This window comes from Kitasatospora sp. NBC_01246, assembly GCF_036226505.1.
In the GTDB taxonomy this organism is placed as follows: domain Bacteria; phylum Actinomycetota; class Actinomycetes; order Streptomycetales; family Streptomycetaceae; genus Kitasatospora.
Map to the genome: position 1 here is coordinate 376,073 of NZ_CP108484.1, position 23,074 is coordinate 399,146.

The 23,074-nt window shown below is 72.2% G+C and carries 19 protein-coding genes; 8 read left to right on the forward strand and 11 right to left on the reverse strand.

The window, feature by feature from the left end:
- Nucleotides 1-40: 40 nt before the first annotated feature.
- On the reverse strand, nt 41-1,261 hold the full coding sequence (locus OG618_RS01660; protein WP_329485295.1) for a sedoheptulose 7-phosphate cyclase: 1,221 nt from the start codon (nt 1,259-1,261) through the stop codon (nt 41-43).
- 176 nt (nt 1,262-1,437) lie between these two features.
- Between OG618_RS01660 and OG618_RS01665 the strand changes: the two genes are divergently transcribed.
- The 3 genes from OG618_RS01665 (at nt 1,438) to OG618_RS01675 (ending at nt 4,227) form a co-directional block, all read left to right on the forward strand.
- Nucleotides 1,438-3,099 carry a glycoside hydrolase family 13 protein gene (locus OG618_RS01665; protein ID WP_329485296.1) on the forward strand — a complete coding sequence of 554 codons (1,662 nt, stop codon included), beginning with the start codon at nt 1,438-1,440 and terminating at the stop codon, nt 3,097-3,099.
- Between the two features lie 133 nt (nt 3,100-3,232).
- Complete coding sequence (locus OG618_RS01670) at nt 3,233-3,667, forward strand: Hsp20/alpha crystallin family protein (protein ID WP_329485297.1); 435 nt, start codon at nt 3,233-3,235, stop codon at nt 3,665-3,667.
- A gap of 161 nt (nt 3,668-3,828) precedes the next feature.
- Entirely contained in the window at nt 3,829-4,227 is a 399-nt protein-coding gene (locus OG618_RS01675; protein ID WP_329485298.1) for a DUF2267 domain-containing protein, read from the forward strand.
- A 98-nt stretch (nt 4,228-4,325) separates the two neighbouring features.
- Here the strand turns inward: OG618_RS01675 and OG618_RS01680 are convergent, their stop codons facing one another.
- From OG618_RS01680 to OG618_RS01715, 8 genes are all read right to left on the reverse strand, one after another.
- Complete coding sequence (locus OG618_RS01680; protein WP_329485299.1) at nt 4,326-5,636, reverse strand: cellulase family glycosylhydrolase; 1,311 nt, start codon at nt 5,634-5,636, stop codon at nt 4,326-4,328.
- A 120-nt stretch (nt 5,637-5,756) separates the two neighbouring features.
- Nucleotides 5,757-6,371, reverse strand: a complete 615-nt coding sequence (locus OG618_RS01685) for an SGNH/GDSL hydrolase family protein (protein WP_329485300.1) — start codon at nt 6,369-6,371, stop codon at nt 5,757-5,759.
- Between the two features lie 66 nt (nt 6,372-6,437).
- Nucleotides 6,438-7,745: a glycoside hydrolase 5 family protein gene (locus OG618_RS01690; protein ID WP_329485301.1), complete on the reverse strand. Its 1,308-nt coding sequence runs from the start codon at nt 7,743-7,745 to the stop codon at nt 6,438-6,440.
- 56 nt (nt 7,746-7,801) lie between these two features.
- Nucleotides 7,802-8,995: a mannose-6-phosphate isomerase, class I gene (gene manA / locus OG618_RS01695; protein ID WP_329485302.1), complete on the reverse strand. Its 1,194-nt coding sequence runs from the start codon at nt 8,993-8,995 to the stop codon at nt 7,802-7,804.
- Between the two features lie 94 nt (nt 8,996-9,089).
- Nucleotides 9,090-10,118 carry a LacI family DNA-binding transcriptional regulator gene (locus tag OG618_RS01700; protein WP_329485304.1) on the reverse strand — a complete coding sequence of 343 codons (1,029 nt, stop codon included), beginning with the start codon at nt 10,116-10,118 and terminating at the stop codon, nt 9,090-9,092.
- Nucleotides 10,119-10,263: 145 nt separating this feature from the next.
- Nucleotides 10,264-11,145, reverse strand: coding sequence for a carbohydrate ABC transporter permease (locus tag OG618_RS01705; protein WP_442906725.1), 882 nt, complete (start codon nt 11,143-11,145; stop codon nt 10,264-10,266).
- Complete coding sequence (locus tag OG618_RS01710) at nt 11,142-12,140, reverse strand: carbohydrate ABC transporter permease (RefSeq protein ID WP_329485305.1); 999 nt, start codon at nt 12,138-12,140, stop codon at nt 11,142-11,144. The genes OG618_RS01705 and OG618_RS01710 overlap by 4 nt, the downstream gene beginning before the upstream one ends.
- Before the next feature lie 97 nt (nt 12,141-12,237).
- Nucleotides 12,238-13,545, reverse strand: a complete 1,308-nt coding sequence (locus tag OG618_RS01715) for an ABC transporter substrate-binding protein (RefSeq protein ID WP_329485306.1) — start codon at nt 13,543-13,545, stop codon at nt 12,238-12,240.
- Nucleotides 13,546-13,893: 348 nt separating this feature from the next.
- Here OG618_RS01715 and OG618_RS01720 point away from each other — a divergent pair, with 348 nt between their 5' ends.
- Complete coding sequence (locus tag OG618_RS01720; RefSeq protein ID WP_329485307.1) at nt 13,894-14,895, forward strand: ROK family protein; 1,002 nt, start codon at nt 13,894-13,896, stop codon at nt 14,893-14,895.
- Between the two features lie 254 nt (nt 14,896-15,149).
- A complete protein-coding gene (locus tag OG618_RS01725) occupies nt 15,150-16,175 on the forward strand; it encodes a LacI family DNA-binding transcriptional regulator (RefSeq protein ID WP_442906726.1) in 1,026 nt (341 codons plus the stop codon).
- Nucleotides 16,176-16,188: 13 nt separating this feature from the next.
- Here the strand turns inward: OG618_RS01725 and OG618_RS01730 are convergent, their stop codons facing one another.
- Nucleotides 16,189-17,244 carry a LacI family DNA-binding transcriptional regulator gene (locus OG618_RS01730; protein ID WP_442906923.1) on the reverse strand — a complete coding sequence of 352 codons (1,056 nt, stop codon included), beginning with the start codon at nt 17,242-17,244 and terminating at the stop codon, nt 16,189-16,191.
- Nucleotides 17,245-17,766: 522 nt separating this feature from the next.
- On the opposite strand from OG618_RS01730, the gene OG618_RS01735 reads away from it, so the two are divergent.
- From OG618_RS01735 to OG618_RS01745, 3 genes are all read left to right on the forward strand, one after another.
- A complete protein-coding gene (locus tag OG618_RS01735; RefSeq protein ID WP_329485310.1) occupies nt 17,767-20,178 on the forward strand; it encodes a glycoside hydrolase family 2 protein in 2,412 nt (803 codons plus the stop codon).
- 536 nt (nt 20,179-20,714) lie between these two features.
- Entirely contained in the window at nt 20,715-21,056 is a 342-nt protein-coding gene (locus tag OG618_RS01740; RefSeq protein WP_329485311.1) for a hypothetical protein, read from the forward strand.
- 411 nt (nt 21,057-21,467) lie between these two features.
- A complete protein-coding gene (locus tag OG618_RS01745) occupies nt 21,468-22,445 on the forward strand; it encodes a 2-hydroxyacid dehydrogenase (protein ID WP_329485312.1) in 978 nt (325 codons plus the stop codon).
- A gap of 157 nt (nt 22,446-22,602) precedes the next feature.
- On the opposite strand, the gene OG618_RS01750 is transcribed toward OG618_RS01745, so the two are convergent.
- The gene (locus OG618_RS01750) at nt 22,603-22,968 is read right to left on the reverse strand and encodes a hypothetical protein (RefSeq protein ID WP_329485313.1); all 366 of its coding nucleotides are present in this window, start codon (nt 22,966-22,968) and stop codon (nt 22,603-22,605) included.
- Nucleotides 22,969-23,074: the final 106 nt, after the last annotated feature.

Here is a 23,074-nt window from a genome sequence, read left to right on the forward strand (position 1 = left end):
GACGGACGGGGCGGACGGGTCGTCCGTCGGCGGGCCGGGTTCAGTGCGCGACGGCGAGCGGACCGGGAAGGCTTCCCGGGCGGACGGCCAGGGCGTCCAGCGCCTCCTCCAGCGCGGCGGCCGGGATGTCCTCCAGGTCGTCGACGAAGACCGCGGAGCCGATGCCGTCGGGCACCACCAGGTGCAGCCGGCGCCCGCGCCGCTCCCAGGACGCTCTCAGGGCCCGCTGCATCAGCTCGGGCGTGCAGGTCTGCGGGTCGTGCACCGGAAGGCCGAGGCGGGAGATCAGGCGGACGATCCGTTCGCAGTCCTCGGCGCCGATCACGCCGAGCACGCGGGCGAGTTCGCTGGAGATCGCCATGTCGACGGCCACCGACTCGCCGTGGGCGATCCGGTAGTCGCTGGCCGTCTCGATCACCGGCCCGAAGGTGTGCCCGAAGTCGACCAGCCGCGCCAGGTCGTGCTCGCGGAGGTTCGGGCAGAGCTCCTCCATCATCAGCGCCATGGAGGTGCGCAGTACGTAGTCCTCGACGCCGCGCCCACCCTCGGCGGCCAGCCACGAGGGGGGCGGGCAGGGCTGCCGGAAGACCTCCGGGCACTCCTCCAGGGCGCGGAACAGCTGCGCGTCCTTGATGATCGCCATCTTGGCGATCTCCCCCAGCCCGCAACGGATCTGGCGCGCGGGCAAGGTCCGGAGGAACGCCGGATCGTTGATCGACGCGTGCGCCGGGTGGTACGACCCGAGCATGTTCTTGGTGCCGAGGGCGTTGACCCCGGTCTTGACGCCGACGCCGACGTCGACCTGGCCCACCAGGGTGGTGTTGACCTTGATGTAGCGCACGCCCCGGCAGTAGACGGCCGCCGCGAAGCCCACCGTGTCGCAGGTGACGCCGCCGCCGACGGCGATCATCACGCCGCGCCGGTCCAGCCCGGCGGCCTTGGCCTCCGCGCAGATCCGCTCGACGGAGTCCATGGTCTTCTGTGCCTCGCCGCCGCCGATCACCACCACGCTCCAACTGCCCGGCGCCAGACGCTCGGCCAGGTAGCGGCGTAGCTGTGCGCCGTAGAGCCGGTCGACGGACGGGCCGAGGAAGGCGATCACCCGGCGCCCTTCGCAGTACTCGGCCAGCAGCGGGTTCCCCGGTGCGAACACGCCGTCGGTGAGGTCGACGCGGTACGAAGTCCCCTCCGGTGCACGGAGCGCGAAGCCCCCGTCGTCGGCCAGCACCCCGTGCCCGGCCCATGCTGTCTGCTCCGCCACAACACTCCTCGGATCGGCCGGTCCCTGACCGGACGTGTCGTCAACTGCGGTAACGGGCCAGAGTTAAACAGTTGATAGCCAGATATGGCAAGGATCTTCAGAAACTTGCAGCAATCTCTTGCAGAGGTTTGGGGCCGGTGCGAGCATCGAGGCTCCGCCACCCGAGGAGTCCTCAGATGACCGCACCCATGACGGCGCCGGCCCCCGCACGCACACGTTGGGACTGGTGGGAGGACGCCGTCATCTACCAGGTCTATCCGCGCAGCTTCGCCGACAGCGACGGCGACGGCTGCGGGGACCTGAACGGAATCCGCGACCGTCTGGGCCACCTGCGGGAGCTGGGTGTCGACGCGCTCTGGATCTCGCCGTTCTACACCTCACCGCAGGCCGACGGCGGCTACGACGTGGCGGACTACCGCGCCGTCGACCCGGTGTACGGCACGGTCGGCGACGCCGACGCGCTGATCACCGACGCGCACGCCCTCGGCCTGCGGGTGATCGTCGACGTGGTCCCCAACCACTGCTCGGACCAGCACCCGTGGTTCCTGCGGGCACTGCGCGAGGGCGCCGGCTCCCCACTGCGGTCCCGGTTCCACTTCCGCCCCGGCCGCGGCCCCGGCGGCGAGGAGCCGCCGAACGACTGGATCTCCCTGTTCGGCGGCCCCGCCTGGACGAGGACCACCGAACCCGACGGCACCCCGGGCGAGTGGTACCTGCACCTCTTCGCCGCCCAACAGCCCGACCTCAACTGGGACTCCACCGCCGTCCAGGACGAGTTCCGGTCCATCCTGCGGTTCTGGCTGGACCTCGGCGTGGACGGATTCCGGGTCGACGTCGCACACGGCCTGGTCAAGGCCCCGGGCCTGCCCGACCTCGGGCGCTACGAACAGCTCGGCCTCCTCGGCGAAACGTCGGTACCGTACTTCGACCAGGACGGCGTCCACGAGATCTACCGCTCGTGGCGCACCCTGCTGGAGGAGTACCCGGGCCAGCGGATCGCGGTGGCGGAGGCCTGGACCCGGACACTGGACCGCACCGCCCGCTACGTCCGCCCCGGCGAGCTCCACCAGGCCTTCAACTTCAAGTTCATGAACGCGCCCTGGGACGACGTCCGGCTGCGCGAACTGATCACGACGTCCTTGGCCGCCATGGGCACCGTGGACGCCCCCACCACCTGGACGCTCTCGAACCACGACGTCATCCGGCACGCCACCCGGTACGCGCAGGGCGACCCGGCCCGCGGCCTGCGCCGGGCCCGGGCCGCCGCGCTGCTGATGCTCGCGCTCCCCGGCTCCGCGTACCTCTACCAGGGTGAGGAGCTGGGCCTCCCCGAGGTCACCGACATCCCCGACGAGGTCCGCCGGGACCCGGCCTTCCACCGCGCCGACGGCGGCCACGGCATGCGCGACGGCTGCCGGGTCCCGCTCCCCTGGTCCGGCACCCGGGCCCCGTACGGCTTCGGCCCCGTGCCCGGCGGCCCCTCCTGGCTGCCCCAGCCCCCCGAGTGGGCCGACCTCAGCGTCGAGGCGCAGACCGGCGATCCGCGATCCGTCCTGGAGCTGTACCGCAGCGCGCTGCGCCTGCGCCGGACCCTTCCCGCGCTCGGCGCCGGCCGGTCCGTCGAATGGCTGGACCTGGCACCCGGGGTGCTCGCGTTCCGGCGCGACAGCGACCAGGGCGCCGTGGTCTGCGCCGTCAACACCACCGGCGCGCCGGTCCGCGTCACCGACGGCGGACTCGGCGCCCTCCTGCTCTGCTCGGCCGAACCACCGGTCACCGAGCACCCCGGCGAGGTGCTGCTGGCAGCCGACAGCACCGGCTGGTGGCTGGCCGGCTGACGAGCGTCCCCGGGGGCTTCCCGCTGCCGTCACTCTAACGGCGACGCCAGAGCTTGTCATCGGATGGATGACGCGCTACAAAGGTGTCAGGTGAAGCGCACTGGCCCCCTGATCCTTCTGGAGGTGTTTCGCGATGCTGATGCGCACCGACCCGTTCCGCGAACTGGACCGTCTGACCCAGCAGTTCCTGAACACGACCGGCACCTGGTCGCGTCCGGCCCCGATGCCGCTGGACGCCTACCGCACCGGCGACGAGTACGTGATGTGCTTCGACCTGCCGGGTGTGAGCCCGGACGCGATCGACATCGACGTCGAGCGGAACATGCTCACCGTCAAGGCCGAGCGCCGTCCCCGCCCCGAGGGCGACGACGTGAAGTGGGAGCTGTCCGAGCGCCCGCTCGGGATCTTCTCCCGCCAGGTGATGCTCTCGGACACCCTCGACCCGGCCGGGATCAGCGCCGACTACGACGCCGGCGTGCTGACCCTGAGGATCCCGGTCGCCGAGAAGGCCAAGCCCCGCAAGATCGCCATCGGCCACAACGGCACCCCGAAGCAGATCCAGGCCTGACCCGCACCCCCGGAGCCGTTCCGGGCCGCCCCGCCCCTCCCCCGCGGGGCGGCCCGGAAGACCTCGCTACGACCTCCTCCTCGGCCGCCCCGCACCACGGCACCGCTCCTGATGACACGTCCCGCACCGCGCGGGCCCCTCTCCCCCGGAAGGCCACCGTCATGACCCGGCACCGCCACCTGATCCAGCAGGTCCGCGCCCTGGGCCGCTACACCACCGACGAGGAAGCCGAGCGCGTCCTCACCGCGGTCCTCACCGTCCTCGGCTCCCAGCTCACCGGCGAGGAACGCTGCGACCTCGCCGCGGCGCTTCCCGAGCGGGCCCGCGCCCTCTTCGCCGCCCAGATCCCCCTTCCCGAACCGGTCACCGCCCCCGCCTTCGTCGAAGCCGTCGCCCGCAACCTGGGCACCAGCCTCACCGCCGCCCGCTGGGACACCTCCTCCGTCCTGGCCGCCCTCGGCGACCTCGCCGACGACCGGCTCACCGACCGCCTCCTCACCCACCTGCCCCGCGGATACGCACTGCTGTTCGGCCGCGCGGACCTGACGATCGCCGCCTGAACGGCCCCGCACCCAGGCGTCCCCGCCCCGGCCGGACGCCCGTTCCGGAAGCTCGACCTGCCGCCCGGAGACGCCGTGCGCGGACCAACGGCGGCCGGTCAGAGGTCGGCCCGGCCGCCGCGGACCACGCAGGAGGCGCTGTTCTCCCAGCCCCACCCGTCACCATCGGGGTCGGAGGAAGCGCTCACGCAGTACGGGTAGCCGTTCGGCGCCCTGGTCGGCAGGGGGGACGGCGTACTGCCGGTGTCGGCCCGGCCGCCGCGGACCACGCACGAGGCGCTGTTCTCCCAGCCCCACCCGTCACCGTCGGGGTCGGAGGAAGCGCTCACGCAGTACGGGTAGCCGTTCGGCGCCCTGGTCGGCAGCGGGGACGGCGAGGGCGACTGGCCGGGCCGGTCGTAGATCGTGGCGGGGCGGGCGGTGGCGGCGATGCCGTTGGCTCCGTCGAAGAACCGCTTGCCCCAGGCGGTCGGCGAGTTCGTGTCGAAGCCGTCGACCAGGTCGAGGTACTCGACGCCGCCGCCGTTGCCGCTCCAGGACCAGCCGATGTAGCCGACCGAGAGGGACTGGGCGGTACCCATGATGGCGTCCTCGTCGGGGTTGCCGTCGCTGTGGTTGGCGCCGAACTCACCGACCACGATGGGCAGTCCGGCGTTGACGTAGGCGCCGAGGTAGGACTGGACCTCGGCGGCGGTGTCGTAGACGCCGTACATGTGGATCGAGAAGATCGTGTTGCGGTCGGGGTCGGACTGGAAGACCGAGCCGGCGTTGTCGCGCATCGTGTGGGACCAGTCCTGGCCCCAGTTCGGCCCGTCGACCATCAGGGCGTGGTGGAGGCCGGCGGCGCGGATCCTGCTGATCGCGCTCTTGGTGGCGGCGGTCCAGGCGGCGTAACCGCTGTTGCCCCAGGGTTCGTTGGCGATGTTGACGACGACGTAGGCCTCCTGGCCGGCGAGGACGCTCTTGTTGTCCACCCAGAACTGGGCGGCCCGGTCGAGCGTGGTGGCGGCGCCGTCCTCGCCGTAGCCGGTGGCGTCGTGGACCTCCAGCACGCAGATCACCTTGGCGCGCTTGCACTGGTCGATCAGGGTGGCGAGCTGGGCGGAGCCGGTGCGGGTCCAGCGGTCGCCGTTGCTGAGCACGACGCGGACGGTGTTGGCGCCCCTGCCCGCGATGTCGGCGATGGCGGTGGTCCGGGTGGGGTACCAGGTGTACGCGTGGTTGACCCCTCGCATCACGAACTGGCTCCCGTTGGCCTCGTAGACGCGGCCGTTACTGACGTGGATGCCGGTACCGGCGGCCTGGGCACCGCCCGGGGCGAACCCGAACACCCCGAACAGCAACCCGAAGGCGGCTGCGAGTGCTGCTCCGACCGTCGTGAGCGCTCTGCGGCTCTGCGGCTTGTCCATTGAGACTCCTCAAATCGTTTGTGGGGGCCTGGAGTCGATGGCCTCGACCAACGCGCGGGTACGCGTCGACGCCGTCATCGCCCTCCAGTCGTTCTCGAACGGCCTGCCGGTGATGGGGCGTCAGGCCTTCGGGGCGCTCACCAGGGCGAGCCACGCGTCGGCCAGCAGGCGGTGGCCGACGGGGGTGGGGTGCACGCCGTCGGCCGCGATCAGGGCGGGATCGCCCGCCGTCCGGGCGGCCTGGTTGAGCAAGCCGTCGGCGGCCAGTAGGCCCGCGTCGTGCGTGGCGGCGAGGCGGCGGACGGCCTGGATCCGGGCGTCGAGGTCGGCCCGCCAGCCCCACTGCTCCTCCCGCACGGGCACCAGGAACGGCTCGATCAGCACCAGTCGGGGAGCGCAGTGCCCGGACAGGTCTCCGAGCAGCCGGTGGTAGTCCCGCTCCCACCGGTCGACCGGGCTCGGCAGGCCCCGGTCGTGGCGGCGCCAGGTGTCGTTGACGCCGATCAGGACGGAGACCAGCCCGGGCCGGTGGGCGAGGGTGTCCGCCGGCCAGCGCTCGCGCAGGTCCGCGAGGCGGTCGCCGCCCACGCCCCGGTTGAGCACCACCGGGGTACCGGGGAGCCCGGCGGCGGCCAGCGCGGCGTAGCCGTGGCCGAGGTCTCCGGGGCAGCCGCGGTCGCGGCCGGCCTCGGTGATGCTGTCGCCCTGGAAGAGGACGGTGGTGCGGGGGTGCATGCGGGACTCCTCCCGGAGGGCCCGCCGCCCGGGCTGACGGTCACCGGGCGGCGGGCGGTCAGTGGGTCAGCCCGCCGCGGCCATCGCCTTCGCATGGGCTGCGAAGAGCTGCGCGCCGGCACGGGTGGGGTTGGCCGGGTCGTTGTTCCACATCACCCGGTGGCCGTCGTGGTCGGGGTAGAAGGAGCCGTCGTCGACGCGGGAGGTGAGCAGCCAGAACTGGTCGCCGGCCGCGCCGTTCGCGAGTGCGGCGTCGGTCCAGGCGCGATAGGCGGCGTCGCGGGTCGCGGCGTCGGGGATGTCGCGGGCCGGGTCGATCTGCAGGCCGAACTCCTCGACGACGACGGGTTTGCGGAGCTCGCGGCCGTCGGCGAGATGGTCGGTGATCCAGCGGGTACCCCATGCGGTGGCGTTGGCGCCGTGCTTGGAGCCGCTGGTCTCCCCCCAGTTCTGCGGGTAGACGTGCACGGTCCCGTAGTCGACGGCGGGCAGGGCGGTGAGCTTGCGCCAGTCGCTGCCCTCGTAGTCGGAGTAGGGATAGTCCGCGTGGCCGGGCTCGCCGTAGAAGCCCTCGTCGCCGACGGCGAGGAGCTGGCGGGGGGCCAGGGCCTTGACGTAGTCGCTCATCTCGCGGGCCCAGCCGAGGAGAGTGGCGCCGGACTTGTCACTGCGGCAGCGCGGCTCGTTGGCGAGCTCCCAGGCCATGACGGTGGGGTCGTCGTCGTAGCGCAGACCGGTGTAGCGGTTGCGGCGCCCGATGACGTGCTTGGCCCAGGCCCGGTAGGCCTTCTTGCATGTGGCGTCGGTGTAGAAGCGGTCGTGGTGGGTGCCGTCGCCGTAGGAGTCGTCGGGCAGGTCGAGGAACCAGGAGACGTACTGGCGCATGCCGCCGTAGTCGGGCCAGTTGTTGACCAGCGGGAGGACCAGACGGAGACCGAGCCGGCCGGCCTTGTGGACGGCGTAGTCGAGGCTGTCGAAGGCGGCCTCGTCGTACTGGAACGGCTGGGGCTGGAGGGCTCGGTGGGAGTGCCCTTCGCCGTCGGCGAAGGCCCAGGCGCGGATCACGGTCAGGCCCATCGCGGCGGCGTCGTTCAGTACGGCGTCGATCATGTAGTGGGACTGCTGGTGCAGGTAGTAGCAGTTGGTGCCGCCGAAGCGGAACTTCCGACCGTTCAAGCGCAGTTCACCGTTTCCGGCGGTGACGAACGAGCGCCTTGCGCCGTCCTCGCTGCCGCGGCCCTGCCGCTGCTCGTCGTCCTGGCCGGCGCCAGTGGTGGCGGAGGCGGCGCCGCCGAGCAGCGGGGTGGCGGCGACGCCGAGGGCGACGGCGCCGAGCAGGGTGCGGCGGGCGGTGGTGCGGGGCTGGTCGTTCACGGGTCTCCTCCGGACAAGCGGCGGGTGGGATGGTGCCTGGGGGCGTGAGGGTTCGGTCAGCGGGCCCGCGGGACCTTCGCGCGGAACAGGGTGGCGTCACCGTCCAGCCGGACGGGTCCGCCGGCAGCAGGCAGGTAGGCGGACCGGCCGGGTCCGAGGGCGGGCCCGTCGTCGACCCGGGCGGTGCCGCGGACGCAGAGCAGGATCTGCGGTCCGTCGTCCGCGATCCGCAGGGGTGCTCCGAGTTCGATCCGGGAGAGGCTGAACTCCTCGGCGGGAGTGAGGAACTCGAGCTCTTCGGGCCCGACGGGGACGGCGGGGACGTGGTGCGGCGCGGTGGGACGGAAGTCGACCACGGCGGCCAGCCCGGCGGTGTCGACGTGCTTGGGGGTGAGGCCGCAGCGCAGCACGTTGTCGGAGTTGGCCATGATCTCGACGCCGAGGCCGTGCAGGTAGGCGTGCGGAACACCGGCGTCCAGGTAGAGGGCCTGGCCCGGGCCCAGCCGCACGTGGTTGAGGAGCATCGCGGCGAGGATCCCCGGGTCGCCGGGGTGGTCGAGGGCGGCGCCCCGGTAGGCGGCCCAGACGGCCGCGTCCGGGTCGGCACCGGAGGCCAGGTCCGCCAGGGCGGAGGGGAGTTCGGCGGCGGCCTGCTCTCCCCTGGTCCGGTCCTCGGCGAGTGCGCCGGTCAGCACGGTGCGCAGTGCCTGGTCAGCGGGGGCGGTACGCAGCTGCCGGATCCAGGGGTCCAGTACCGGCAGTGCCAGCCGCTCCCAGAGCGCGGCGGTGACCCGCGGGTCGCGGAAGCCGCAGAGTGCCTCGAAGTCGCTCAGTGCGCAGATCAGTTCGGGCTTGTGATGGCGGTCGCGGTAGATCCGGTGCGGGGCGTCCAGCGGGATGCCGGCGGCCTGTTCCCCGTCGTACCCGGCCGCCGCCTGGGCGGTCGTCGGGTGGACCTGCACGGAGAGGGCGTGGTCGGCGGCCAGCAGCTTCAGCAGGAAGGGCAGGCGGGGTCCGAAGCGGCCGGCCACCCGGCCGCCGAGCTCGTGCTGCGGATCCCGGGTGATGACGGTGTCCAGGCCTTCGCTGCCGTGGCCGCGGTCGATCCGGGCGGGAGCGCCGGGGTGGGCACCCATCCACAGCTCGGCCTCGGGCACGCCGGTGGGCCGGCGGCCCGTCAGTTCGGCGAGCGCGGTGGCGGACCCCCAGGTGTAGTGGCGGATGGGAGTGGTGAGCAGGTCGGCGGTCATGTCGGTGCTCCGGTGTGCGTGGGCCCCGACCCGTCCCCGGGCTTCCTCACCCTCACGAGGAGTCGGGGACGGGTCGGGAGTCTGTGGGAGGGGGTCAGCGGGCCGGTGGCCCGCTGCTGCCGCGCGGCACCAGGACAGGGGTGGAGGCCGGCCCGGTGGGCGGTCGCCGGTGCTCGATGACGTCGAACAGGGTGCGGGCGACAAGGGCTCCGTAGCCGTGGACGTCGTGGCTCATCGCGGACAGCGGGGGGTGGGTGAGCCGGCACAGCTGGGAGTCGTCCCAGGCGATCAGCGACAGGTCGGTGGGTACCCGGAGGCCGAGTTCGGCGGCGACGGCGATGCCGGCCACGGCCATGATGTCGTTGTCGTAGATGATCGCGGTGGGGCGGTCGGCGGAGGCCAGCAGCATCCGGGTGGCCCGGGCGCCGGCCCGGCCGGAGAAGTCGGTGGGCAGGCTGCGCGGCGGCTCCAGGCCGAGCTGTTCGGCGACGGCCTCCAGCGCCCGGGTACGAATGGCGGTGTGGCCGAGTGCCGGGTCGCCGCCGACCCGGGCCAGCCGGCGGTGGCCGAGCATCGCCAGGTAGCGGACAGCGTCCTCGACGGCGGCGCAGTCGTCGGTCCAGACGGCGGCCAGCGCCCCGCCGGCGAGCGTCGGGTGGCCGGCCGCCACGGCGGGCAGGCCGAGCGCGGCTACCGCCGGGACACGCGGGTCGGCCTCGGTGAGGTCGACCAGGACGGCGCCGCCGACGCGGCGGGCGCGCCACCAGGTGCGGTGCACGGCGATCTCCTGCTCGCGATCGCGCACCAGGCGCAGCAGCAGGGTCGCCGAGCGCTCCGCCAGGACGCTCTCGATGCCGGAGATGAACTCCATGTAGAAGGGTTCCAGGCCGAGTTGGTGTGCCGGGCGGGCGAGGACCAGTCCGACGGTCTCGCTGCCGGGGGCGCGCCGGGCCAGGCTGCGGGCGGCTCGGTCGGGTACCCAGCCGAGTTCGTCGGCGGCGGCCCGGATCCGCTGCCGGGTGGGCGCGGACACCCCGGGCCTGTCGTTGAGGGCCAGTGATACGGCGCCGGCGGAGACACCCGCGCGGGCGGCGACGTCGCGGATGGTGACGCGTACGCTCATCGCCGTGCCCTCCTGGCAGTGCTCCGGGCCGCGTTCCGGGCAGGGTGCCGGGCCGGGTTCCGGGTCGGGTTCCGGGCGGGGTTCCGGGCCGGCGGCACCGCGGCGCGGGTGCGGTGCCGCCGGACCGTCGCCCTGGGGAGCCGGTTCACTTGCTGGAGCCGGCGGCGAAGCCGGCGTAGATCAGGCGCTGGAGGGCGAGGAAGACCACCAGTGTGGGCAGGATGACCAGGATGGTGCCGGCGGAGATGATCTCCCAGTTGACGCCGAACGGTCCCTGGAAGCGGAACAGTGAGGTGGAGATGGTGCCCAGGTCGCTGGAGGGCATGTAGAGGAAGGGGATGAAGAAGTCGTTGTAGACGGTCACGCCCTTGACGATCACCACGGTGGCGATGGCGGGCTTGAGCATCGGCAGGATGATCCGCCAGTAGATCGTGAAGCTGTTGGCACCGTCGAGGCGGGCGGCTTCGTCGAGGGAGACCGGGATGGAGCGGATGAACTGCAGGAAGATGTAGATCGAGACGATGTCGGTGCCGAGGTAGAGCAGGATCGGCGCCCAGCGGGTGTTGAACGCGCCCAGGTTGTCGATGATCTGGAAGGTCGCCACTTGGGTGGTGACGCTGGGCACCAGGCTCGCCAGCAGGAAGAGCGCCATGACGAGCTTCTTCAGCCGGAAGTCGAAGCGGTCGATGGCGTAGGCGGTCATCGAGCCGATGACCACCGTGCCGGTCACCGAGACCAGCAGGATGAAGGTGGTGTTGAGGAAGGCGGGCAGCATCTTGCCCTGGGTGAAGGCGATGTGGAAGTTCTCGAAGTTGAGCCAGTTGCCCGGCAGGTCGAGCGGGCCGGTGTCGAGGGCCTCCTGACGGGTCTTCAGCGCGGTGAACATGATCACCACGAGCGGGATCAGCACGACGGCGCCGGCCAGGACCAGGGAGAGGTACTTGGCGCCGCCGGCGGCGGCGGACCGGGCGTGGATCCTCCCCGCGGCGCGGGGGTGCCGCTCGGGGGTGACGGGGTCGGTGGTCACGACAGTTCCACCCTCTCCTCCGGCACCAGGCGGCGCTGGATCCAGGTGACGAGCAGGATCAGGACGAGCAGGACGACGGCGCTGGCCGAGGCGAGGCCGTACTTGTCGAACTTGAAGGCCATGTTGATGCTCTGGATGACGAAGGTCTGCGAGCCGTTGGCGCCGCCGGTCATGATGTAGGGGATCTCGAAGACGGCCAGCGAGCCGGAGACGGCGAGGATCGCGCTGAGACTGATGACGGGCTTGATGCCGGGCGCGATGATGTGGCGGAACTGCTGCCAGCGGTTGGCGCCGTCGAGCGCGGCCGCTTCGTAGAGGTGGGGCGGGATGGACTGGATGGCGCCGAGGAACAGCACCAGGTTCAGGCCGGTGTAGCGCCACACCGACACGCCGGCCAGCGACGCGTTGACCAGGTCCGGGTCACCCATCCAGAGGTGCTCGCCGTGGACACCGAGGAGCGCGAGCAGGGAGTCCAGGGTGCCGTGCGGCCGGAAGAAGTAGAGGAAGACGAAGCCGATCGCGACGCCGTTGATCAGGTACGGGAAGAAGAGGATGCCCTTGAAGAAGTTCCGGAACCTGGTGTCGAAGCTCAGCACCGTGGCGAAGTAGAGCGCCAGGCAGATCTGCACCACCGCGGCGATCAGGTAGACGCCGCTGACCAGGAACACCTTGAACAGCTCGGGGCGGGTGAACAGGTCGGTGTAGTTCTCGAATCCGACGTTGTTCTTCTCCGGGCTGATGCCGTCCCAGTCGGTGAAGCTGTAGCCGATCATGTCGCCGATCGGCAGGTAGGTGAAGGTCACCAGCAGCCCGAGCGGCACCAGCAGGTAGAGCCACGGGGTGAACCACCAGTGCCTGCGGACGCCCTCGCGCCGGGCGACGCGGTCCCGGACGCCCTTGCGCCGGGCGACGCGGCCCCGGTCGGCCGGGGCGGCGGCGAGGGTGGTCCGCGCGGGGGGCTTTCCGGTGCCCCGGTCCCTCTGCAGTGCAGTCATCTTCGTTCCTTCGTAGGTCCTGGCGTCCGGTGAGCGGCACGGCCCGGCCCCGGTGTCAGAGCGGATGGGCCCGGGCCGCGCCGCTCGGTCCCGTGGGTCAGCCGACCGTCTTCTGCGACTCGGACCACTTCTTGTTGAGCTCGGCGAAGTAGCTCTTCTGGTCGCCGGCGGCGGCGCCGCGGGCGATGTCGACCAGCTTCTGCCGGTAGTCCGGGGCGTCCAGGTTGATCTCCGCGCCCTTGTCGATCTTCTTGACCGCGGCCAGCTTCTCCTGGTTCTGGCTGATCATCCGCACGCCCTTCTCGATGAAGGGCTTGAGCGCGCTGGGGAGTTCGGTGCCCTTGACGGAGGAGATGCCCTGCTCGTTCTGAGCGGCACCGGACTTGTTGACGAACCAGTCGATCCAGGCCCGGGCCGCTTCCTGGTTCTTGGAGTGCTTGTTGATCGCGTACTTGTAGTCCGGCTGCAGGACGGTGCACGGAGTGCCGGTCGTCGAGGGGAAGGGCATGTAGCCGATGTCGTCCGGGTTCGCACCGGCCTTGGAGGCGGCGTCGCGCACCTGCGCGATGGACCAGGAGCCGAGGTACATCGACCCGACCTTGCCGGTGGCCAGCAGGACCTTCGAGTTGTCCCAGTTGGTGGTGGTCGGGTCCTCCTCGGAGAGCTTCTCGTGGACGACCGAGTACAGCAGGCTGTCGATGGTGAAGATGTCGTTGCCGCCGGTCCACGGCAGCGGTGTGGTGGCCATGGCGTCCTTGGCCCCGGGGTCGCAGCTCGGGGAGCTGACCGCGTCGGTCCACTGCCGCAGCGGCCAGCCGTCGTGGTAGTTGGTGTAGTACGGGGTGGCGGCGCCCTTGGCCTTGAGGGCCTTCAACGCGGTGACGAACTCCTCCGGCGTCTTCGGCCACTCGGTGACGCCGGCGTCCGCCCAGACCTTCTTGTTGTAGACGAAGCCGGTCACCGTGCCGTAGTTGGCGATGCCGTAGACCTTGCCGGCCACCGTCGAGTAGTCGGTCCACTGGTACTGCTTCGACAGCTCGGCGGCCTCGCCCAACGGCGAGAAGAAGTGGGGGAACTGGGCGATCGACAGGTCCGAGGGGATCGGCAGCACGTCACCGTAGTTCTCGGTGTTCATGCGGATCTTGACTTCGCCCTCGTAGTCCTTCATCCCCTCGAACTTCACCTTGACGTTCGGGTAGACCTTCTTGAACTCGGCGGCGTACTTGTCCAGGATGCCCTCGCCGAGCTGGTCCGTGCGGTTCGTCAGGACCGTGATCGAGCCCGACACCTTGGCCGGGTCGGCGTTGACCGTCGGGACCGAGGAAGCGCCGTCGCCGCCGTTGCTGCTACACGCCGTGAGCACCACCGTGGTCGCGGCCGCGACGGCCACCCATCCTCTTCGCATCTCGCTCATCCTTCGTGCTGATCGTCTTGTGACACGGGGGAGGCAACACCCAGCAGGCCTGGCCGGTCTCCCTGGCTGCTGGACGCTTAACGTAGACGTCACTTCGCCGTCATGTCCATAGAGCGGTCAACATTGATATCCACTAGTTCTGTGTCCAATCAAGGCGGTCTTTACTAAAACATTGCCTAACAAGATATCGAATCGTCCTTGATGCCCGATCGCGACCGGCGGCCGCTGGACAACGTTGTCGCGGTGGATCAGAATCACCGGGATCGCCCCGGCGGCGCCCCGTCCAGCGCTGCGGCACCCCCCTGCCACACATGCGGAGAAGTTACAATGAGTTACGACATGGCCGCTCCCGCAACGACACCCGGACCTGTTGGGCCGGCCCCGGGCGGCGCCCTCGCGGGACCGCTGATCGCGGCTATCGACATCGGTGGCACCAAGATCGCGGGCGGCCTGGTCGACACCGACGGCGCACTGCTCCACCAGCTCCAGGTGCCCACCCCCGCCGACGGTGACCGGCACGAGCTGATGGCCGCCGTCGACCACGTCCTCGACGAGCTCGCCCGCCTCCCCGCCTGGCAGCACGTCCGGGCCCTCGGCATCGGCAGCGCCGGCCCCGTCGACATCGCCGCCGGCACCGTCAGCCCGGTCAACCTGCCCGGCTGGCGCGGTTTCCCGCTGCGCTCCGAGGCCGCCGAGCACCCCGCCGTCCGCGGCCTTCCGGTCGTAGTCGGCGGCGACGCCGTCGCCATGACCGCGGCCGAACACTGGCGCGGCGCCGCCCGCCCCTTCCGCCACGCACTGTGCCTGGTGGTCTCCACCGGCGTGGGCGCCGGGCTGGTGCTCGACGGCCGCCTGCACACCGGCGCCACCGGCAACGCCGGGCACCTCGGCCACATCAGCATCGACTACCGGGGCCGCCCCTGCCCCTGCGGCTCCCGCGGCTGCCTCGAAGGACTGGCCTCCGGCACCGCCATCGCCCGCACCGCCGCAGAACTCGGCTGGCGGCCAGGCCCGGACGGCCTGGCCACCGCGGGCGCGGTCGCCGTCGCCGCCCGGGCCGGCGACCCGCTCGCCCTGACCGCCTACGACCGCGCCGCCCTGGCGCTGGCTGCCGGGATCGCCGCCACCGCCACCCTCGTCGAGATCGAGGCCGCGGTGATCGGCGGCGGCGTGGCCAGGGCCGGCTCCGTCCTCTTCGACCCGCTCACCCGCCACCTCGCCTCGTACGCCACCCTGTCCTTCGCCCGCGGACTGAGCCTGGTGCCCGCGCACCTGGGCACCGACGCCGGCCTGGTCGGCGCCGCCGCCCTCGCCCTCCCAGCCCTGCCCGCCCACCGCTGACGCCCTTGGCCTTCCCGCCGACCCGCGGGACGACGGCGCCGACCCGCGGGACGACGGCGCCGACCCGCGCCGTCCCTGCCCTCCGGACCCGGATCCCCACCCGCCCGACCGCCCGGGGATCGGCGGAGAAGGCCCCGCCGCCCGCGAGATGAGCCGCGGGCACGCGGCGGTCCGCCGGCCGGACGACCTGACAGGATGTACCGGGAACGCGTGCACGCGCGTCGCCGGGCCACCAGCCGTCGGAGGGGAACAGCATGCAGCACCGGGTGACGATCCGAGACGTCGCCGCCCGCGCCGGGGTCTCCGCCGGCGCCGTCTCGCTCGCCCTCAACGACCGGCCCGGCGTCTCGCAGGAGACCCGCCGCCGCATCACCGAAGCCGCCCGCGAACTCGGCTGGTCCCCCAATCTCGCCGCCCGTTCACTGGCCCGCGGCCCCCGGGTGCACACCATCGGCATGGCGATCAGCCGCGAAGCCGTGGCCGAGGGTCTCGACGCCCTCCACATGGCGCTCATCGGCGGCATCGAGAACGTCCTGTCGGAACGCCCCTGCTCCCTGCTGCTCCGCCTCACCGCCAGCAGGGAGATGGAGATCGCCCTCTACAAGCAGTGGTGGCAGTCCGGCCAGGTCAACGGAGCGGTGCTGACCGGGGTGACCGCGAACGACCCCCGGATCGAGCCGACCCACCGTCTGGGCATGCCGGTGGTCGCCGTCACCCACCCCGACCACAGCGGGCCCTTCCCGGCGGTCTGGATGGACGAGGCGGCGGCGATCACGGAGGCCGTGCGCTACCTCGCCGTCCTGGGGCACCGCCGGATCGCGCACATCACGGGCCCGGCCAGGCTCGGCAGCGCGCTGGTCCGCTCGCGGGCGTTCGAGGACGTCGCCGTCGAACTGTCTCTCCAGGACCACCGCCACGTGCCCACCGACCTGTCCGCGCACCAGGGCGCCAGAGCCACCCGGGAACTGCTCACCGCCGATCGCCCGACCGCGATCGTCTACGACAACGACATCATGGCCGTGGCCGGCCTGGCTGTCGCCGCCGAGTTGGGCCTGCGGGTCCCCGAGGACGTGTCGCTCGTCGCCTGGGACGACTCCGACCTGTGCCAGATCACCAGACCCGGACTGTCCGCCCTCAGTCACGACCCGTTCGCGTTCGGCTCCGAGATCGCGCGGTGCCTGCTCGAACTGCTGGACACCGGACGGGCCGATTCCCGCATTTCCGGTACGCCCGTCCTGGTCCCGCGCGGTACCACCGGCCCGCCGCCGCGCCGGCCGTGAGCCCTGCCCGTACTCAGCGCCGGGCCGCTGGGACGGGTGGCGCGGCAGTGCTTCCGCGGGGTGTCAGCTGCGGGGCGGTGTCTTCGTAACCGCCGCTCTTCTGCCCCGAGATCAGCGCCAGCAGGGTCTGGGCGGCGTGCGCGCCGTAGGCGTGGATGTCCCGGGTCAACGCGGTCAGCGCGGGCCGTACCACCTGGACGAGTGGGGAGTCGTCCCAGGCGACGATCGACAGGTCCCCGGGCACCTGGAGTCCGATCTCCTGGGCGACCGACAGGCCGGCCACGGCCATGATGTCGTTGTCGTACAGGATCGCGGTGGGCCGGTCGGGGGTGAGCAGCAGACGCCGCGTCGCCCGCGCACCCTCCACGCCGGTGTAGTCGGTGTGGACGACCGGCGCGGCCTCCAGCCCCAACTCCTGGCACACGGTGGTGAAGGCCACGTCACGCAGTGAGGTGTGCACCAGGCCGGTGAGCCCGGCGACCCGGCCGACCCGGTGATGGCCCAGCGCCGCGAGGTACTCCAGCGTCTCGCGGATCGCCGCGGCGTCGTCGGACCACACCGGGGTCAGGCCACCCGAGCCGGACGGGTGACCGATGACGACCGTCGGCAGGCCGAGCTCCTCCAGGGCCGGCACCCGCGCGTCGTCCTCCCGCAGGTCCACCAGAATCGCACCGTCGATCTGCCGCTCGCCCCACCAGCGCCGGTACGCCTCCAGTCCGCGTTCGTGGTCGGAGACCACCTGGAGCGCCAGCGAATAGGAGGCGTCGGACAGGACGTTCTCGATCCCACCGATCAGCTCCATGAAGAACGGCTCGGTCCCCAGCATCCGGGCCGGCCGCGCCAGCGCCAGACCCACCGCCGATGACTTGGCCCCGCTCAGCGCCCGGGCGGCGCTGTTGCGCACGAACCCGATCTCCTCGGCGACCTCCGCGATCCGGGCCCGGGTCGCCTCCGAGACGCCCGGCTGACCGTTGAGCGCGTTCGAGACGGAGACCTTCGACACGCCGACGATCTTGGCGATGTCGGCGATCGTCGGCCGTCGCCCGGCCGGACGCTGCTGCGGGGACACCTGATCCACGAGGACCCTTCTGGACGGCTTGGGCAGACCTTGCCCCCAAGCTACTACGGGCCCGGCCGTCCGCAGAAGCCGCCCCGGCATGCTCGGGGCAACCGGTTAACCAGCGGTTGACAGCGAGCTGGTGACCACGATGGCGCGCCTCGGAGTGAAGCGGTTAACTCGACGAGCGCCGTAGCCGGACGCGCCGGCGGCCGCCTCGGCGCGACCGCCGCCGACTCCGGTCGCACCCCAGCGGTCGGAGGTGGCGCGCCGGTGCGGCTCAGCAGGCGGCCTGCCGCACACCGGTGATCGACCGCAGCTGGCGAACCGGTAAAGGAAAGGCACTTAACTCCACGCTCGTCGTCAACGATCAGCGCGCTCCCGCAGACTCGATTGCCAGCTCCATCAGGGACTTCATCGCTCGACTGGGCCCACAAACTTCACCTAACCGGTTTATGGACAGGTTCAGTAGGAGGGGCTACGGTTGCTCCCACCCGCCTCCGGAACCACCCCCACAGCGAATGGAGCCGCACGATGAAGGACGTCACCCAGCTCGACCAGGGCTGGGCCCTGCACCACGCGGGGAGTCGGCTCCCCGCCGCCGTGCCCGGCTGCGTCCACACCGATCTGCTGGCCGCCGGTCTGATCCCGGACCCGTTCCTGGAGGCCAACGAGACCGACGTCGCCTGGGTCAGCCGCCAGGACTGGACCTACACCCTGGACCTGCCGGACCACGGCACCCGGCACGAGCGCACCGACCTGGTCTTCGAAGGGCTCGACACCGCCGCCACCATCACCCTCGGCGGCACGGAACTCGGCTCCACCCGCAACATGCACCGCGGCTACCGCTTCGACGCCACCGGCCTGACCGGCGAGCTGGCGGTGCGCTTCACCAGCGCCTACCGGGAGGCCGAGCGGGTGCGCGCCCTGGTCGGCGACCGCCCCAACGTCTATCCGGAGCCGTTCCAGTACATCCGCAAGATGGCCGCGAGCTTCGGTTGGGACTGGGGCCCGACCCTGCCCGGTGCCGGCATCTGGCGACCGGCCCGGATCGAGCGCTGGTCCACCGCCCGACTGGCCCGGGTGCGCCCGCACACCGCCGTCAACGGCACCACCGGCACCGTCGAACTCCACCTCGACCTGGAGCGCACCACCACCGGCGCGGCCCGCGAGCTCACGGCCACCGCCACCATCGGCGACCACACCGCCACGGTCGCCTTCCCGGTCGGCCAGGACACCGCCGTCATCGTCCTGGACGTCCCCGACCCCGCGCTCTGGTGGCCGCGCGGCTACGGCGACCAGGCCCTGTACGACCTCGACGTGACGCTCGCCGACGCACAGGGGCCGCTCGACAGCTGGCACCGCCGCGTCGGCTTCCGCACCATCGAGCTCGACACCTCCGACGACGAACACGGCAGCGGCTTCACCCTGGCGGTCAACGGCGTCCGCCTGTTCGTCCGGGGCGTCAACTGGATCCCCGACGACACCCTGGTCAGCCGGGTCACGCCCGAACGCTACCGGGAGCGCCTCACCCGCGCCGCCGAGGCCAACGTCGACCTCGTGCGGGTCTGGGGCGGCGGCATCTACGAGGACGAGGCCTTCTACGACACCTGCGACGAACTCGGCCTGATGGTCTGGCAGGACTTCCTCTTCGCCTGCGCCGCCTACCCGGAGGAGCAGCCGCTGCGCGGCGAGATCGAGGCCGAGGCCCGCGAGAACGTCGTCCGCCTCATGCCGCACCCCTCACTCGTGCTGTGGAACGGCAACAACGAGAACCTCTGGGGCTTCCGCGACTGGGGCTGGGAGACCGAACTCGCCTCGGCCTCCTGGGGCGAGGGCTACTACCTCGGCGTGCTGCCCCGCATCGTCGCCGAACTCGACCCCACCCGCCCCTACACGGCCGGCAGCCCCTGGTCCGGCAGCTGGGACCACCACCCCAACGACGTCGACCACGGCACCCACCACTCCTGGGAGGTGTGGAACCGCCAGGACTACGCCGAGTACCGGGCCACCGTCCCCCGCTTCGTCGCCGAGTTCGGCTGGCAGGCCCCGCCCGCCCACGCCACCCTGCGCCGCGCCCTGCCCACCGAAGAACTGGCCACCGACTCCCCCGGCATGCTCCACCACCAGAAGGCCGAGGACGGCAACGGCAAGCTCGACCGCGGCGTCGAGCGCCACTTCGACCTCCCCGCCGACTTCGACCGCTGGCACTACCTCACCCAGGTCGTCCAGGCCCGCGCCGTCGCCGCCGGCATCGAGCACTGGCGCTCCCACTGGCCCCGCTGTGCGGGGACCGTCGTCTGGCAGCTCAACGACTGCTGGCCGGTCTCCTCCTGGGCCGCCATCGACGGCGACGGCCGCCTCAAGCCGCTCTGGTACGAGCTGCGCCGCGTCTTCGCCGACCGACTCATCACCCTCCAACCCACCACCGGCGACGCCGCCCCGACCGTCGCCCTGGCCAACCAGGCAGCCCAGCCCTGGCACACCGTCGTCACCCTGCGCAGGGTCTCCGCCGACGGCACCACCACCACGACCACCGAACTGCCGGTGACCGTCGAAGCCCGCTCGGTGCTGCGCCTGCCGGTACCGAACGCGCTGGCGCCGACGGCCGGCTCGACCAAGGAGTTCCTGGCCGCCGACGCCGACGACCTGCGTGCGGTGCACTTCCCGGTACCGGACAAGCGGTTCGACTACGCGCGGCCCGAGTTCGAACTGACCGTGGAGCCGGTGGCCGACGACGACACGGCCCTCGACATCGTGGTCACCGCCCACACCCTCGTCCGCGACCTGCTGCTGCAGGCGGACCGGCTGGCACCCGACGCGGTCGCCGACCGAGGCCTCCTGACCCTGCTCGCGGGCGAGCGGGCCCGGATCCGGGTCACCGGGGCGCCCGGCATCGATGCCGACACCGCCCGCGCCGCCCTGTACTGCGTGGAACCCGCGTGACCAGGTCCACCTGACGCGCCGCTGACGGCTCGCTGCTACCGGGCTCCCACCGCCGGCAGCAGCGAGCCGCCAAGAGCTTCGCCGCCACCACCATGGTCGACGCCACCACCTGGCAGAGCAGCGGCGTCTCCTGCCCCTGACCCACACACGCCCGGGTGCCGCCGGGCCGCGCCGCTCCCGACGCGGTCGCGGGCCGCCGTACGCGCGGGCCGCGACCGCTCCCCGACCCTGCCGAGGGCCACCGGCCTTGATCGGCCGGCGGGCCGGCGCTGCCGCGCACGCCGGGCGGCGGCCGTACGGGGTGGGAGCGGGGGCGGTTCACCGGCGGGGGCGGTTTCCGCCGGCGGGGGCGGTTCGTGCCCGTTCGGACACGGGGCGGTTGCGCCCGTGCGCAGGAGTTGGCGCCGCGCGCTGCTCTTTCGCCCGACGGTCTGGACGGGCCCGACGGCCGCGATCGAGCATCTGGTGATCCATCGTCACCTCGCCGCCCCGTCAGCGGCGTTGCCACCGGCTGCCGATCACCGAGGAGGACCGCCGTGCAGCACCGTTCCCGCCCCACCCCCAAGGCGCTCGGCGCGGGCGCCGCCCTGAGCCTGGCGCTGGCGCTCACCCTGAGCGCCGCACCGGCCCTGGCCGCGCCCCCGGGCCCGGGGGCCGAACCCGATCCCGTCCCCGCCCTGGTGGCCGGGGAGGGCACCGCCGCTCCGCAGCTGGTGACCGGACTGGCAGAGGCCGCGCCCGGCGGCGCGGGCGAGGCGGCACGGGCCCATCTCGCGGCCCACCCCGACCGCTACCGGATCGACCCGGCGCAGCTGACCGAGCTCGCCGTCGCGGCGCAGCGGCCTGTAGACCGAAAATCCTTCGGCGCCGTACGGTGAAAGACCGTCATTCGAGGCGGTGAAGACCGGAAGATTTCCCGTCTCGCCTCGGTTGTCGCCCCGTCATCCGCCGACCGGAGCACCAGTGGGAGGCCGGGGCTCGGGCGTTCCCGGCCCAGAACCCTGCTTGTGGTGCCCTTCCGTACACCGACCCCGATGTCCACCTGTCGGAGCGATCTCCGCGCCGCGAGACCGGCTTCCGGCCGGAGAACCCGGGGCCGGCTGTCCTCCGCGCTCGGGTGTCCCGCGAGCCGTGCGCGTCGGCCGCGCAGGAGAGACCAGACGGTTCCACCGCCTGGACGACTTCCTCCGGAGCGGCGGAGACATCCGGTCCGCCGCCCGTAGGCTGGGGCCCGCGGCGCCGCCGGGGGGCGGAGCGTGCCGCGCTCAGAGTCGACCGAGGAGCCGAGCATGGACAGGCGCAGGGTGGTCGTGACCGGGGCGACCTTCCCGGACCAGGTGGTACGGAAGCTGGAGGCCGGCGGGTTCACCGTCGAGTCGCTCCCCGGCGACCTGGACGAGGACAAGGTGGTCCAGGCGCTGCACGGCGCCTGGGGCTACGTACTGGGCGGGTCGGAGGTGATGTCCGCGCGCGCGTGGGACCGGCTGCCGGATCTCGCGGTGGCGTGCTTCATGGGCACCGGCTACGGCTCCTTCATGGAAGTACCCGAGGGCGCTTCGCCGACCCGGTTCTGCTACACCCCGCACGCCAACGCCGTGGCCGTCGCGGAGTTCACCGTCGCTCAGATGCTCGACCTGGTCCGCGGGGTGACCCGCCGGGTGACGGGCGTGCGGGCGGGGCTGTGGAGCGAGGACGCGACGCCCTCGCTGGTCGGCGCCCGACTCGGGGTGGCCGGCATGGGCCACATCGGCCGCGAGGTGGCCCGGATGGCGCACGCCGCGTTCGGCATGGAGGTCCTGTACTGGAACCGCACGCACCGCCCGGAGCTCGACGGGCTGCCCTACACCGCAGTCGCCTCCCTGGACGACCTGTTCGAGGCCGCCGAGGTCGTGACCCTGCACTTCCCCCACCAGCCGGGCGTCAACGACGGCGTGATCGGCGCACGGCAGTTGACGGCGCTGGGCCCCGACGGCTTCCTGATCAACACCGCCCGCGCCGCCCTCGTCGACCCCGACGCCCTGCGCACCGCGCTCGCCGAGGACCTGATCGCCGGCGCGGCCTTCGACGGCTACTACACCGAACCGACGCCGGACCCGGCCGAGGACCCGTACGGACTGATGGAGTTCGTCCCGGACCGGCTCCTGGTCACGCCCCACTGCGCCTACCTCAGCACCCAGGCCGTCCGGCACATGGCCGAGATGGCCGCGGAGAACCTGCTCTCCGTCGCCCGGGGCGACGAACCCCGCTACCCCGCCACGGCCGGGTAGCGCGCCGCGCCAGGTGGTCGGTGACGCGGCGGGCAGGTGGCCGGTCCCGGGCGCGGGATGCCTTCGACGTCCCCGGTGACGGTCCACCCTCGCCCGCCGCGGTCCGGGCCGCCGGCTCGCGGCGACACCCGGACCGCGGCGGGCTCCTCGCCGGACCCTAGCGAACGACCTCGTAGCTCAGCGCCGGGAACGGGAAGTCGGCCCAGTGCAGGCTGCCCAGCACGTAGGACAGGTCGCTCGGCTTGCCGGGCAGGCCGGTCCGGCAGTCGGCGGTGAAGTAGACCCTGATGTTCACTTCGGTGAAGTCCACCGCGGACAGTGCGGGGGACGGCAGCGCGCGGCAGCCGGTGCTGCCGGTGTCGACCGGGAACCTGGTGCCCGTCAGGTCGGCTCCGGCGGCGAAGTAGGCCACCGGGGCATGCGGGAGTTCGACGGCGGCGGCGGGCTGGGCGAGAGCTCCGCCCAGCAGCAGGGCGGCCGCGGTGGCGGCGACGGCGGTGAGGCGCTTCAGGTGGACGGTCATCGCGGGACTCCTCCTCGAAAGGTCTTCCTACGGTGCGGTCAAGCTCATTGCATCTTCAACTACGCCTGCCACCCGTGCCAAGACCATCCGGGAACCCGCCCTCCCC